This window comes from Moritella sp. (genome assembly GCF_013215705.1).
In the GTDB taxonomy this organism is placed as follows: domain Bacteria; phylum Pseudomonadota; class Gammaproteobacteria; order Enterobacterales; family Moritellaceae; genus Moritella.
This window is the reverse complement of sequence record NZ_JABSQR010000031.1, coordinates 26,745-40,950: the sequence shown is the minus strand read 5'-3', so window position 1 is coordinate 40,950 and position 14,206 is coordinate 26,745. Positions and strand designations below refer to the sequence as shown.

At 40.4% G+C, this 14,206-nt stretch carries 12 protein-coding genes; all 12 read left to right on the top strand.

Features of this window, described 5'->3' with window-relative positions:
- Window positions 1–27: 27 nt before the first annotated feature.
- Complete coding sequence (bioB, locus tag HRT96_RS18085; RefSeq protein ID WP_293159502.1) at window positions 28–1,110, top strand: biotin synthase BioB; 1,083 nt, start codon at window positions 28–30, stop codon at window positions 1,108–1,110.
- Window positions 1,110–2,255, top strand: coding sequence for an 8-amino-7-oxononanoate synthase (locus tag HRT96_RS18080; RefSeq protein ID WP_293159500.1), 1,146 nt, complete (start codon window positions 1,110–1,112; stop codon window positions 2,253–2,255). The genes bioB and HRT96_RS18080 overlap by 1 nt, the downstream gene beginning before the upstream one ends.
- Window positions 2,252–3,037, top strand: coding sequence for a malonyl-ACP O-methyltransferase BioC (gene bioC, locus HRT96_RS18075; protein WP_293159499.1), 786 nt, complete (start codon window positions 2,252–2,254; stop codon window positions 3,035–3,037). The genes HRT96_RS18080 and bioC overlap by 4 nt, the downstream gene beginning before the upstream one ends.
- Window positions 3,038–3,094: 57 nt before the next feature.
- Window positions 3,095–3,793, top strand: coding sequence for a dethiobiotin synthase (bioD, locus tag HRT96_RS18070; RefSeq protein ID WP_293159497.1), 699 nt, complete (start codon window positions 3,095–3,097; stop codon window positions 3,791–3,793).
- A gap of 112 nt (window positions 3,794–3,905) precedes the next feature.
- Window positions 3,906–5,282 carry a hypothetical protein gene (locus tag HRT96_RS18065; protein WP_293159495.1) on the top strand — a complete coding sequence of 459 codons (1,377 nt, stop codon included), beginning with the start codon at window positions 3,906–3,908 and terminating at the stop codon, window positions 5,280–5,282.
- A gap of 235 nt (window positions 5,283–5,517) precedes the next feature.
- Complete coding sequence (locus HRT96_RS18060) at window positions 5,518–6,537, top strand: AraC family transcriptional regulator (protein ID WP_293159493.1); 1,020 nt, start codon at window positions 5,518–5,520, stop codon at window positions 6,535–6,537.
- Between the two features lie 122 nt (window positions 6,538–6,659).
- Complete coding sequence (locus HRT96_RS18055) at window positions 6,660–7,847, top strand: YCF48-related protein (protein ID WP_293159491.1); 1,188 nt, start codon at window positions 6,660–6,662, stop codon at window positions 7,845–7,847.
- 1 nt (window position 7,848) lies between these two features.
- The gene (locus HRT96_RS18050; protein ID WP_293159489.1) at window positions 7,849–10,215 is read left to right on the top strand and encodes an MMPL family transporter; all 2,367 of its coding nucleotides are present in this window, start codon (window positions 7,849–7,851) and stop codon (window positions 10,213–10,215) included.
- Window positions 10,216–10,358: 143 nt separating this feature from the next.
- A complete protein-coding gene (msbA, locus tag HRT96_RS18045; protein WP_293159487.1) occupies window positions 10,359–12,137 on the top strand; it encodes a lipid A export permease/ATP-binding protein MsbA in 1,779 nt (592 codons plus the stop codon).
- A gap of 8 nt (window positions 12,138–12,145) precedes the next feature.
- Window positions 12,146–13,138 (top strand): tetraacyldisaccharide 4'-kinase, encoded by a 993-nt coding sequence (lpxK, locus tag HRT96_RS18040; protein ID WP_293159485.1) that lies wholly within the window; start codon window positions 12,146–12,148, stop codon window positions 13,136–13,138.
- Window positions 13,122–13,310, top strand: coding sequence for a Trm112 family protein (locus tag HRT96_RS18035; protein ID WP_112713185.1), 189 nt, complete (start codon window positions 13,122–13,124; stop codon window positions 13,308–13,310). Before lpxK ends, HRT96_RS18035 begins: the two co-directional genes overlap by 17 nt.
- Window positions 13,307–14,065, top strand: coding sequence for a 3-deoxy-manno-octulosonate cytidylyltransferase (gene kdsB, locus HRT96_RS18030; RefSeq protein ID WP_293159480.1), 759 nt, complete (start codon window positions 13,307–13,309; stop codon window positions 14,063–14,065). The genes HRT96_RS18035 and kdsB overlap by 4 nt, the downstream gene beginning before the upstream one ends.
- Window positions 14,066–14,206: the final 141 nt, after the last annotated feature.

The following is a 14,206-nucleotide window of genomic DNA, read 5'->3' as shown; positions in this document are numbered from 1 at the left end:
AGCACAAATTCAAATAAAGGATTTTAGATGACTAACAGCGTTCGCCATGACTGGAAAATTGATGAGATTGAAGCACTATTTAACCAACCGTTTAATGATTTGATGTTTCAGGCTCAAACGGTGCATCGTCAGAATTTTGATCCAAACAGTGTGCAAATCAGTACGCTGTTATCAATCAAGACAGGTGCTTGTCCTGAGGATTGTAAGTACTGCCCACAAAGCGCACGCTATACAACGGGTATTGAGAAAGAACGCTTGATGCAAGTAGAAACAGTGCTTAAACGTGCTGTCGAAGCGAAAGAGAATGGTGCCAGTCGTTTTTGTATGGGAGCGGCTTGGAAAAATCCACATAAGCGTGATATGCCGTATTTAATTGATATGGTTAAAGGCGTTAAAGCCATGGGACTGGAAACTTGCATGACGTTAGGCATGTTAGCGCCCGAACAAGCGCAATCTCTTTCTGCTGCGGGCTTAGACTATTACAACCATAACTTAGATACGTCAGAAGAATACTACGAACAGATTATTACCACGCGTACTTATCAAGACCGTTTAGATACCTTAGATCATGTGCGTGAAGCTGGCATGAAAGTATGCTCGGGCGGTATTGTTGGCATGGGTGAGCAACAACTTGATCGAATTGGGCTACTTAAATCACTGGCTAACTTAGCGCATCACCCTGAAAGTGTGCCAATTAACATGTTAGTTAAAGTGGCAGGAACACCGCTTGAAGATACACCCGATTTAGACGAATTAGAGTTTGTACGTACCATTGCTACGGCTCGTATATTAATGCCTAAATCGTATGTCCGTTTATCTGCTGGTCGTGAGACAATGAGCGAACAAACGCAAACACTTTGCTTTATGGCTGGTGCTAATTCAATCTTTTATGGTTGTAAATTGTTAACGACGGACAATCCGGATGAAGACAGTGATAAGCGTTTATTTAAGAAACTTGGATTGCATCCTGCACGTATCCGTGAAGCCAGTGATGAAGCACAATCAGCGCAGTTACTCGATGAAATAGCAGAGCAGGCGTCACCGTCACTGTTTTATGACGCGACAACGGTTGATACAAAGCATGCTGATACGACGAGTGTTGCACATTAATGGCTTTTGAATTCATTACACAAGCATTACGCCAGCAGCAAACACAATCTCTGTTACGCACGCGGGCGGTAAGTAATGAGGCGATTAATTTCTCCGCTAATGATTATTTAGGGCTTTCTAAACACCCCGATGTTATTGCTGCATGGCAGCGTGGCGCAAGCGAACATGGCGTTGGTAGCGGTGGATCCGCGCTAGTAACGGGTTATACCCATGCTCATGCTGCACTAGAAGAAAAGTTAGCGGACATAACGGGTTATGAATCAAGTTTATTATTTAACTCTGGCTACAGTGCCAACCAAGCGTTAATCAAAGCCTTGTTAAATAAAAATGATTTGCTGATCCAGGATAAGCTCAACCATGCTTCATTAATTGAAGCGGGGGTTTATTCACCAGCAACCATGAAACGGTTTAAGCATAATGACAGTGGACACCTGGCTCAAATCCTAACCCATTATCGCCCTAAGCATGCCAACTCACTGGTCGTTACAGAAAGTGTGTTTAGCATGGACGGTGATATGTCAGATCTACATGCGATTAGTCAGCAATGCAAAGCCCATGACAGCTGGTTGTTGGTCGATGATGCACATGGTTTTGGGATCTTACCGCAGGGACAGCATAGCCTTAAACAGCACGACTTATTAGCCAGTGATGTTGATTTATATATGGCGACATTTGGTAAAGCTGTGGGGGTATCAGGGGCATTTGTAGCTGCTTCTAAAGACGTTATCGAATATTTAGTTAACTTTTCGAAACCTTATATTTATTCGACTGCAATGCCGGCTGCAATGGCGCTATGTATAGATAAAGCGTTAACGATCATGATGACAGAAACATGGCGAGTTGTGCATTTAAATCAACTAATTTGTTATTTTAAGCAACAATGTTTATTACGTAACATTACCTTAATGCCATCTGATAGCGCTATTCAACCACTTATTATTGGCGACGCGATTAAGACGCTAAAAATAAGTCAGTACCTTGCGGGTAAAGGTTTATTGGTTAAAGCGATTCGCCCGCCGACGGTACCGCAAGGTACATCACGTTTACGTATTACGTTATCTGCTAATCATTGTGTTGACGATATTGATTTATTACTGACTCGGTTGCAGGAAGCGTTAGATATAAATAGTGGCGGTGCTTCATGATTGACAAAAATGCGGTCGCTCGTTGTTTTAGTAAAGCTGCGGCAAGTTATGATCAACACGCAATATTACAGCGCTTGTCCAGTGATAATTTATTACAATATTTACCCCATAGTGTTAATGAAAACGCTTATAAAACGACTGTCGATCTTGGTTGTGGCAGCGGCGCATTATTACCCGTATTAGCAAAGTGTAGTCAGCAGTTAATTGCTGTTGATTTGTCCTTAGGCATGCTTGATCACGCTCAAGCACATTATCAATTAACGACACCGACTTATTGGTTGAATGGTGATGCGGAAGCGTTACCATTACCGTCGAATAGTATTGATTTGTGTGTTTCTAATCTGGCATTGCAGTGGTGTGACGACTTAACGGTGCCGTTAATTGAAGTATCGCGTTGCTTAAAACCAGGGGGCTTAATGCTATTTAGCACCTTAGTCGCGGGTAGCCTTAATGAATTAACACTATCATGGTCAACGGTTAACGCACATCGCCATGTAAATCGTTTTCTGTCTGAAGGAAAAATTAAAGCGGCGTTATTAAAATCAGGTTTAAGTGTCGAAACCTTCCACGTTGAAATACAAACTATGTATTACTCCAGTGTCAAAGAGGTCATGCACAGCCTTAAAGGCATTGGTGCTAATCATGTACATGATAAAAATTCAAAACCGACGACTCAAGGTGAGCTAAGAGCATTTAAAGCCAACTACGAAACATTACGTGGCCATCAAGGGTTGTTACCACTTAGCTATAAACTCGCTTATTGCTTACTGCGTAAACGTTAAGACAGTTGAACTTAAGACACGTAATATTTGAACTTAAGACAAAGAATAAGGTTATTGATGACAAATAAGACAAAAAAAATATTTATTACCGGTACTGATACTGATGTCGGTAAAACCGTGATTAGTTGTGCCGTGCTGGACTACGCGAATAATTTAGGTTTAAAAACGGTTGGTTTGAAGCCAATTGCTGCGGGGTGTGAATTAACATCGACGGGATTGCGGAATGGAGATGCACTGTTATTACAACAGCATGCCTCGCATCAATTAGCTTATCAAATTGTTAATCCTATTGCTTATCAAGAACCGATTGCACCACATATCGCTGCATTTAAACGGGGTGAGTCTATTGATTTGGCGTTAGTGGACGCGTCAGTTAATCAAGTGCCAGATGACATCGACGTTACGGTGATCGAGGGCGCTGGTGGCTGGCACCTTCCTATTGATAACCGGAACTTATTTTCATCCTGGGTAGCTGAAAATAAGTTAGATGTTATTCTTGTAGTAGGGGTTAAATTAGGTTGTCTGAACCATGCGATATTATCAGCACAAGCGATCTTGCATTCAGACGCAAATTTTGTTGGTTGGATTGCCAACAGTCTCACCGCGGATATTGCTAATTATGATGAAATGATCGATACATTAACGGTGGCATTATCAGCCCCATTAATGGGTGAAATGCCTTATTTTTCATCAATAGAAGATAAAAATGAAAATTCAGCTAACTATCTGGATTTAACTTCTTATTTGTCGTTGTAAAGGATAATATACTTAGTCACAAATAATACCGAGGTACTCAGACTATATTTACTCGTGGGTATTTATGATGTGATGCAGGGAGTACGTGTAATAATTAAAGGACAGATAAGGCGTGGCTAAGATTGTTTTAAAACAAGAAGATAAATTATCATTTAAACTTAACCACCTTATACCACAAGGTGGCTATCGTCGTGTAGACGTGTATATTTTGTTACCTAACGAGATGGGCATTAATCCGCAAACGTTAACGGAAGAAGATTATTTTTACCGTGGAATTCAAGGTAAGCGGGCGTATTATTCAGAGGGTTTACACCTGCCATTAGTGCAAAGTCGTTTTGCCAGTCGAATGAAACGTTCTCCTGATGAGTATCGTGTTAATTTGAATTTGTTTGCGTATCAATTTGCTAAAGCCTTTGAAAAAGACATCCGCAATATTCAGCAGCAAATTGAGCCGCAATTATTTTATTTAGCCTTGATCGAATTAATTGATGTCGCTAAATCAATTATCAAAAAATTTCGCCGTAATGCACCTGCCGATGAAAAACTAAGAGCCTACTTTAATAACGTTGACAACTATCTTTCGTGGTTTAGCGAGCAGTGCTGTTATAAGGCCTTGTCCAAGCGTAAAAAGAGCAATGATTTTCTTGATGAACGTGCGGAAGTCATTGGTTTTTGTCGAGGTGAAGCTAAGTATCGCTTAGAACATGGTTATAATTCTGCAAATACCGTATTAGACCCAAATCGAATCGCCAATAAAATGCGTTTGTTACGTCGATTGATCGAGCATGGCGTGATTTTTAAAGAAGAAACGCAACAGTTGGGCAAACATCAGAAAAAAATTGTTAAAGGTGCCGCCACGTCTTTGGTGATGGTGATCGTATTAACGCTCATACTTTTTGCTCAAGGTGAGTTAAAAGGACTGACCTATGCGTTGATTGCCGTGTTGTCGGTTATTTATGGCTTCAGGGAGATCTTTAAAGATGAATTCAACAATACGTTATGGCGTTGGATCCGTAAAGGTCGACCAAAGTGGTCACGGTTGCTTATTGATACATCAAATAAGCAAGTTATCTCAAAGCAACGCGTATGGCTTGATTATATTAACCAGAGTAAATTACCTGCGGTTGTGCGTGACGTTTTGTATCGTCGTCGACCACAGAATAAGCAAGAATCAATTTTGTTACACTATCGATTAGATACGAAGGTAAGTCATAAAGGTTTCCAAGCGGGTTATGATCGTATTCAAGAACAGATTTATTTTAGTGTTAGACCTTTGATCCGTTTTCTAGAACGCGGTACAGGCGCTGTATATGCAGAAAATGACGGTAAAATAAGCAAAGAGCAGATTGAAAGACGTTATCAAGTTAATGTCGTTGTTGGTTTGCACGATGACAGCGCTAAAGTTGTTTATCAACGTCATAAAATAACAGTGAACCGTTCTGGTATTCTTGACATTGAAGCGGCAGATGTATTTAGCGAAATCCTTTAGTTATTTAATGTAAATAACGGTATTAAATCTAATTATATTTTAATACTTTATGATCATTCAATTAAACGTTTGAATTATTATGATGCGAAGCTCCTACTTTTGTATCAAATATGTTGCCAATGTGTTACTCATGTGAAATATTTGTTCTATGCCTTCTGGTTTAATCAAGATGTATGTCCTATTTTTAAGCCATTATTAATTAAGTGACAGGAATATAAGCAAAGGAGTGTAGGCAATGGATGGTCAAGGAGATGTTATTGGTGGCTGGTTAGTTGCCTTATATAAGGCGCTATTGTGGAAAGGCATAGAACCTTTCGAACTGCTATCAAAATCAGATGTTTGCATTGATGAAATAACCAACGTAGGCAGTCGTGTCCCTGTTAGCCTATGTAATAAACTCTTCGAACAATCTGTCACACTGACGGATGATCCACTTTTACCGATAAAAGTGAGTCAATGCATCGTCGCTACCACATTTCATGCGTTAGGCTATGCACTGCAAGCATCATCATCATTACAAGACGCATTTATCCGTTTAGTGCATTATGATCGGGTGCTCAGTAGTACCTGTCGGATTAATTTAACAGAAGATGAACAGTACTGTTACCTTGGGCTAAACCTCAATGTGTCTGCCGATAATATCAATCGTATTGGCTCGCAACTCGAACTAACGATGTTGCTATCTATCATCAAAATATGCCGTGATCTTTCTAATCCGGGCTTTGCTCCAGTCAAAATGTATACTACCGCTGATGCATGTTGTGTTGAACAATTTGAAGCCCATACCGGCTGTACGGTTGAATTTAACTCAAGTCAACCTATGTTAGTGATGGATCGTAAACTGTTATTAAAACGACTACCAAATTTTGCACCTGATCTTATTTTGCTTAATGATAAAGCGGCGGATGATTATCTTGCCAGCCTTGATTGTAATAATGTGGTCAGCCAAGTGCGTTCAGAAGTTGTATCCTTGATGGCGACGGGCGTACCCAATATTGATTTTGTGGCAGAAAAATTGAACTTTAGTCAACGTAGTTTACAGCGTAAGCTGAATGATTCCGGTACAAGTTATAAAGATTTAGTTGAAAATATTCGCCAAACAACGGCTGAACAGCACTTAAATCAAAATCGTTTATCACTGGGGGAAATAAGCTACCTGTTAGGTTTTTCTAATGTGGCTAATTTTTCTCGTGCTTTTAAACGTTGGAAAGGCGTGACTCCCGGCGTGTATCGAGGAGAACATTGTCATTCATAAATAGCCGTTATTGCGCACGATAGAATTACTTATACCAAGTGGTAAATGGATTGCCATTTGATGACAAAATTTAGGTCTTAGTGAGAAGACCTTCGTAAACTTAAGGGATTAGGGTGATAAAAATGCCAAGTATGGATAAAAAATTGCTTGCGCTGTTATGTGCATTAAGTTTACCAGTACCATTACTAGTGCATAGTGCCAGTGAAGAACAAGCGACAAATAAAGCAACCAGCTATGTCAACAACAATGTGTTACAGGTTGCTGCAGAAATGAATAACCTTGTAGAGAAAAGTTTGTTCTTAGAGATTGACCATTTCCAGCAGCGTCAGGTTATGGTCGGTGAATATGGTCGTATTTTAGTGCGCGAGAATGCTGATTCAGCTTGGATTCAGGCGAACGTACCCGTGCAAACAACAATTACGGCAGTGGAGTTTATTGATGATAAAGTGGCTTGGGCAGTCGGTCATCAAGGCGTCATATTAAAAACAATAGATGGTGGCTATAATTGGAGTAAGGTGTTTGATGGTATCCAATTAACCAGTTTGCTTAAAACCAGTTTAGCGGTTCAAGTTACTTTATTAACGGCTGAGTTTGAACAGGCTCAGAGTGCCGGGTTCGATGAAGATAGTCTTGATGAACTTGAAATGCAACTCGATGATGCGTCGTATAAATTAGAAGATTTAACGGCTACTTCGGGTATTGAAATTGCGTTTTTTGATGTGCTCTTCAACGCGGCAGACTATGGTCTTGTTATTGGTGCTTATGGCGCGATGTTGGAGACTAAAGATGGTGGTGATAATTGGCAATATATAGGTTTTCAAGTACCTAATCCAGAAGGGTTTCACCTTAATTCGTTAACCATAGATGATAACAATAATATTTATATCGTCGGTGAATCTGGTTTGGGCATGGCAACCTCAGATCAAGGCCAGAGCTGGCGTTCATTAAACATCGATTATCTTGGTTCTTTATTTGGTATCGAAGTTAACGGTCCGTCGCTTTATAGTTATGGATTACGAGGCAATATGTTTGCTTCACAAGACCAAGGCGAGACTTGGCAGCACCTCGATACCGGGGTGACTAATCATATTTTTTCTGCAGATTGGCTCAATAACAAAGAACTGTTATTAGTTGGTGCTGGTGGATTAAAGCTAGTCTATAACGGCAATACCTTCGAAAACATTTCAAAAAGTAATCAACGTATTGATATCACGTCAGTTAAAATTGTCGATGATAATGTGATCACGACAGGATTACGTGGTTGGCAAACCAGTAGCAAAAGTAAATTAGGTCAGGGAGGTCTGAAGTAATATGGAAAAGCTTACTATTTGGATCGAGAAACAGTTATTTGGTTTTAAATATATTGTGTTTGCAGTGATCGTATTGCTTACCGCTTTTTTGGCGTATAACGCGAGTTTAGTGAGACCCAGTGCGTCATTTGAAAAAATGATCCCAGTGCAGCATGAATATGTTCAAAACTACTTAAATTATAAGCAAGAGTTAGCCAGTTTAGGCAATAGCGTGCGTGTGGTTATTGAAAACCAGAATGGTGATATTTTTAATGCCGAATTTCAAGAACAGATGCGAACATTGAATGATGAATTATTTTTTATCTCTGGTGTGGACCGTTCGGGGATGAAATCAATTTGGACGGCAAATGTAACGTGGGCTGAAGTTACTGAAGACGGGTTTGTCGGTGGCACAGTGATCCCGAGTGATTATGACGGTAGTCAGCGTACCCTAGACCGATTACGTCGCAATGTGATGTTATCTGGTCAAGTGGGTTATTTAGTCGGTGATAACTTTAAATCAGCAGTATTCATATTGCCGTTAATGAGCATAAACCCCGATACAGGTAAACCATTAGATTACAATCAGCTGTCTATCACACTAGAAGAAATTCGCAGTAAGTATGAAGTGAATGGCGTGAAGGTTCACATAACTGGTTTTGCTAAAGTGGTGGGCGATTTAATTGCTGGCGCCGCTGAAGTGGTTATCTTTTTCTTAACTGCCATCGTCATTACTTTTGCATTACTGTATTTATATAGTCGTTGTTTAAGAAGTACGATTGTTACTGTGACTTGTGCGCTAGTCGCGGTTATTTGGCAATTAGGTCTGCTTAATTTAATGGGGCAGGGACTTGATCCTTACTCTATGTTAGTGCCATTTCTAGTGTTTGCGATTGCCGTAAGCCATGGTGTGCAGTTAATTAGTGCGATTGGCCAGCATATGGCGGCAGGCAATAAATCGGAACAGGCTACGCGTCTTGGCTTTAGAGCGTTAGCAATTCCTGGTTTGATTGCACTATTAAGTGATGGACTTGGTTTTATTACTTTAAACGTGATCGAAATTCAAGTGATTCAGGACTTAGCCACGGCGGCTAGTGTTGGTGTCGCGGTGATCTTGTTAACTAACTTGATACTACTGCCTATTTTGATGTCTTGGACGGGGGTATCTCCCGCTGGCATTAAATACCTGGTAGCCGAACAATCTAAAACGCCGTTAATCGTGACTGTATTTAGTCGTTTTGCAGATGCGAAATGGGCTAAGTCGGTGCTGATATTTGGTGTGGTTTGTCTTGCTGTCGGTTTATACCAAGGCCAATCGTTAAAAATTGGCGATTTGGATGCGGGTGCACCAGAGTTACGTGCTGACAGTCGCTATAATCTAGATAATGCTTATGTGGTAAATAATTACCAAGCGAGTACCGATATTATGGTATTGATGGTTGAAACACCTGCGGAGCAATGTAGTAGTTACCATACATTAAATGCGGTGAATCAGTTGCAAGCACATATTGAAGGTATTCCTGGGGTACAATCAACATTATCAGTGGCGACAATTGCTAAAAAAGCCATTGTCGGTATGAATGAAGGTAATCCTAAATGGCAAGGTTTAAGCCCAAATCAATTGGTGCTAAATGCTGCTGTAGGGCGTGCGCCTGCTGCGTTTATGAATAATACCTGCAGTATGTTACCACTGATTATTTATCTTGATGACCATAAAGCGAATACACTCGAAACTGTGATTTCGGATATCACCGCTTATACAGCAGCGAATAAAACTGAAGGTGTTAATTTTGCGCTTGCGGCTGGTAATGCGGGTATTGAAGCGGCAACCAATAGTGTGATTGAAAAAGCCCAATACCAAATGTTGATGTGGGTTTATGGTGTTGTGGCATTATTATGTTTCCTTACCTTCCGCTCGGTTAAAACTTTGATATGTATAATTTTACCATTAGCACTGACCTCCATTTTAGGGCAAGCATTAATGGCGACATTAGGCATAGGTGTTAAAGTGGCTACCTTACCTGTGATTGCGCTTGGCGTGGGTATTGGTGTGGATTATGGTATCTATATTTACAGCCAATTATCTGCCCGTTTGAAAATGGGTGATAACTTACAAGATGCTTATAAATATGCATTATCAAGTACAGGTAAAGCGGTTGCGTTTACCGGTGTTACTTTAGCAATTGGTGTATGTACTTGGGTATTATCACCAATTAAATTTCAAGCGGATATGGGCTTGATGCTCACTTTCATGTTTATTTGGAATATGCTTGGGGCATTGTGTTTCTTGCCTGCACTAGCCTGGTTGTTAAAAATTGGTGGCAATGCACAAGTTGTCGCGTCACCGGAACTGGCTAAATTGGAAGAAGAAAAAAGTAACGCAGCATAACATGATGCATTATTAACTAAATTGCTGTCATTAAAAGGGTTAATCCATTTGGGTTAGCCCTTTTTCATTAAACTGGTTAAAAAAACAGTTATTCGTTGGATCTATGCTTTAAAGTTTGGCGTTTTAGCTCACCTAGGTTTAAAATGTCCGTCTATCTCAATAACAAGACGGTTTTCATGGATCAACAGCGTACAGCTTGGCAAACGGTTAAGCGATTTTTAACTTATGTTCTCGATTTAAAAACAACCTTATTTCTTGGTGTGATAGCCATGCTTGGTTATGGTATGGTCGATGCGACGTTATTAAATATTTTACAACCCCTTGTCGATGAAGGCTTTAATGCCGAAACATCAGAATTTTTAAAATGGATGCCACTCTTTGTTGTGGGTATGGTTTGTTTACGTGGTTTAGCTTCATTTGCTTCAAGCTATTGCATGGCAAAGGTGGGTAATACTGTTGTTATGCGCCTGCAACGTGAGTTATTTGATCATTTGATGCATTTACCGGTGAGCTTCTTTGATAAAACGCCATCGGGTGAATTAGTATCAAAGATTATTTATGATTCGACCCAAGTATCGGGTGCGGCATCTAAATCAATGGTTAATATATTTCGTAGTGGTGCATTTATTCTTGGTTTGTTAATTTGGATGTTCTACCAAAGCTGGCAGTTATCAATAGTATTACTCTTTATTGCACCTGTGGTTGGCATCATTGTTAATGTGGTAAGCCGTCGTTTCCGGGTTATCAGTCGTCGCTTGCAACAAGCGATGGGTAATGTATCTTCAACGGCACAACAAATGTTACATGGCCAGAAAGATGTATTGATGTTTGCTGGTCATGAAACCGAGCGTGTACGTTTTGGTACTGTGACTAATCATATTCGCCAACAGCAAATGAAGATGGCGACGACAAGGGCTGCCAGTAATGCACTGGTACAGATCGTGGCGTCATTTGCGTTGGGGGTGGTGTTATATCTTGCCTCGTTTGATTCTATTCGTGCAGAATTGACGCCGGGTAAATTTGTAGCAATCGTTGGTTCAATGATGGCGTTATTACGTCCATTACGTGATATTACCAATGTGAACTCAGAAATACAAAAAGCCATTGCTGCGTGTAATAGTTTATTTGATATTCTTGACCTTGATATCGAGAAGAATAAGGGTACGCATAAACCGGAACGTGTTAAAGGTAAGATCTCATTCACCAATGTTGATTTTACTTATCCGACAGCAGCCAAGCGATTAATTGAAAATATGAATTTTACCGCGCAGCCTGGTGAGATGATTGCATTAGTCGGCCGTTCTGGTAGCGGTAAATCTACATTGGCCAGCTTGATCACGCGTTTTTACGAAATTGAAAAAGGCCAGATCAGTATTGATGATATCGCCATTCACGATTATGAATTGAAATCGTTACGTAGTCAGATTGCACTGGTTTCACAACACGTGCATTTATTTAATGATACCATTGCGGCGAATATTGCCTATGGTCGTATGAATGAAGTGACGCGTGAAGAAATTATTGCCGCGGCCACCAAAGCCAATGCGTTAGAGTTTATTGAAGCGTTTGATAATGGCTTTGATACGGTTGTCGGTGAAAATGGTTCAATGCTATCGGGTGGGCAACGTCAGCGTATTGCTATTGCTCGTGCGTTATTACAAGATGCACCTATTTTAATTCTTGATGAAGCGACTTCCGCATTGGACGCTGAATCAGAACATAAAGTACAGCAAGCACTTGAAACATTGCAGAAAGATAGAACATCATTAGTGATTGCACATCGTCTATCAACAATTGAAGCGGCAGATCGTATTTTGGTTATTGAAGCAGGCGAGATTGTTGAAAGTGGTACACATACCGAGTTACTTGCTAAAGGTGAGCATTATGCTCAACTTCATCGCTTACAACTTGGCGGCAAATAGGTCTATACGTGAAAATAGAAGAGGATATTTGGTATGGTAACCATTGGTCAAAATGGTTACTGGCACCGCTTAGTATTACTTTTGCAGCGATAACTGGCTGTCGTCGTGCGCTATTTAAATCGGGCATTAAAGCCAGTATAAAACCAAGTGTACCGACGATTGTGGTTGGTAATATTACGGTTGGTGGTACGGGGAAGACGCCGCTGGTTGTATATTTGAGTGAGCAATTGACGGCTGCTGGATATAAACCAGGTATTATTAGTCGGGGTTATGGCTCGAAAGCGCCACAATATCCCTATATTGTTAATTCGGATTCACCTGTTACGCATAGTGGTGATGAACCATTCATGTTGCAGCAACGTACACAATGTCCATTAGTTATTAGTCCTGTACGTACCGATGCTGCTGCACATTTATTAGCACATTTTGATGTGGACATTATTATTACTGATGACGGTTTACAACATTATGCCATGCAACGAGACATCGAATTAATTGTCATCGATGGAAAACGCCGGCTTGGTAATGGACATCTATTACCGATGGGGCCGTTACGCGAAGGTCCTTGGCGTTTAGCTACGGCTGATTTTGTGATCTGTAATGGTGGTAACGGTTTGGCTGGTGAGCTCAATATGTTATTAGTGGCTGCGCCATTACGTAGAGTAACCAATAATGCAGTGGCGGTAGCGGATAAATCTATATCGATGGTTGCAATTGCCGGTATCGGTAATCCGCAGCGGTTTTATACTACATTAGCACAGCACGATTATGTGATTGAAGAACATCTTTCATTTCCTGATCATCATGCTTTTACTGCCGCTGAAATTGAACAGTTTGCAGCAGGGCGAACCGTTATTATGACCGAAAAAGATGCTGTAAAGTGTCAAGTTTTTGCTCAGGATAATTGGTATTATTTACCGGTAAACGCAAGTTTAGATAGCGATTTTTTACCGCAGTTATTATTAAAATTAAAGGAATTAACCCATGACTCTGGATCATAACTTACTTGAAATTATTGCTTGTCCTGTATGTAAAGGTAAATTACATTTTGACAAAAGCAATAACGAACTTATCTGTAATGCCGATCGTCTTGCTTACCCAATCACGGAAGGTATTCCAGTATTAATTGAAGTTAAAGCACGTCAGTTAACCTCAGAAGAGTTAGCTAAATGAGTTTTATCGTCATCATCCCATCACGTTATCAATCAAGTCGCTTACCGGGTAAGCCGCTAGTTGATATATGTGGTAAAACAATGATCCAACGCGTTGCAGAGCAAGCTTTGCAAAGTGGTGCTTCACGTGTTGTTGTTGCTACTGATGATGTGCGTATTGAACAAGCGGTAACAGCATTGGGTTATGAAGTGTGTATGACGTCACCTGCGCATAACTCTGGTACCGAACGTTTAGCTGAAGTATGCAGTAAGTTAGGCTTTAATGATGATGATATTATTGTCAATGTTCAAGGTGATGAGCCACTTATACCGCCACGTATTATTGAGCAAGTAGCGACTAACCTAGGAAAACAAAGCGAAGCGCGTATGGCGACCTTGTCTGTTGCTATTACCGATGTCGAAGAAGTTTTTAATCCGAATGCGGTTAAAGTAGTGACGGATAAGCAAGGTTATGCTCTGTATTTCAGTCGTGCGCCGATTCCCTATCATCGAGATAACTTTTTGCATGCGCCAGTGACAGAGATTAAGCCAGTTTATCAACGTCATATTGGTATCTACGCTTACCGTGCTGGTTTTATTCGTGATTACGTTCAATGGGCAGAAACTGAACTTGAACAGATTGAATCATTAGAACAGTTACGTGTACTTTGGCATGGTGAGAAAATCCATGTTGAAGAAGCGCTTGAAGCACCCGCTGCAGGTGTTGATACACCAGAAGACCTTGATGTTGTACGTAATATTGTGAGTGCACAGTAAGTTATAATCGTATAATCGTCTTGTAGCTAACTGGTTTTATTGTTATTTGTGGATAACTCTATCGGTTTGTAGATAACTATAGCTGGAATTAAACAGTGTAAATACAAAAATGCCGTTCACATGTGAACGGCATTTTTATTA

Bases quoted from the DNA above. Each gene is read 5' to 3' on its own strand.
- bioB (WP_293159502.1), top strand. From the start codon at position 28: ATGACTAACAGCGTTCGCCATGACTGGAAAATTGATGAGATTGAAGCA.
- HRT96_RS18080 (WP_293159500.1), top strand. From the start codon at position 1,110: ATGGCTTTTGAATTCATTACACAAGCATTACGCCAGCAGCAAACACAA.
- bioC (WP_293159499.1), top strand. From the start codon at position 2,252: ATGATTGACAAAAATGCGGTCGCTCGTTGTTTTAGTAAAGCTGCGGCA.
- bioD (WP_293159497.1), top strand. From the start codon at position 3,095: ATGACAAATAAGACAAAAAAAATATTTATTACCGGTACTGATACTGAT.
- HRT96_RS18060 (WP_293159493.1), top strand. From the start codon at position 5,518: ATGGATGGTCAAGGAGATGTTATTGGTGGCTGGTTAGTTGCCTTATAT.
- HRT96_RS18055 (WP_293159491.1), top strand. From the start codon at position 6,660: ATGCCAAGTATGGATAAAAAATTGCTTGCGCTGTTATGTGCATTAAGT.
- HRT96_RS18050 (WP_293159489.1), top strand. From the start codon at position 7,849: ATGGAAAAGCTTACTATTTGGATCGAGAAACAGTTATTTGGTTTTAAA.
- msbA (WP_293159487.1), top strand. From the start codon at position 10,359: ATGTCCGTCTATCTCAATAACAAGACGGTTTTCATGGATCAACAGCGT.
- HRT96_RS18035 (WP_112713185.1), top strand. From the start codon at position 13,122: ATGACTCTGGATCATAACTTACTTGAAATTATTGCTTGTCCTGTATGT.
- kdsB (WP_293159480.1), top strand. From the start codon at position 13,307: ATGAGTTTTATCGTCATCATCCCATCACGTTATCAATCAAGTCGCTTA.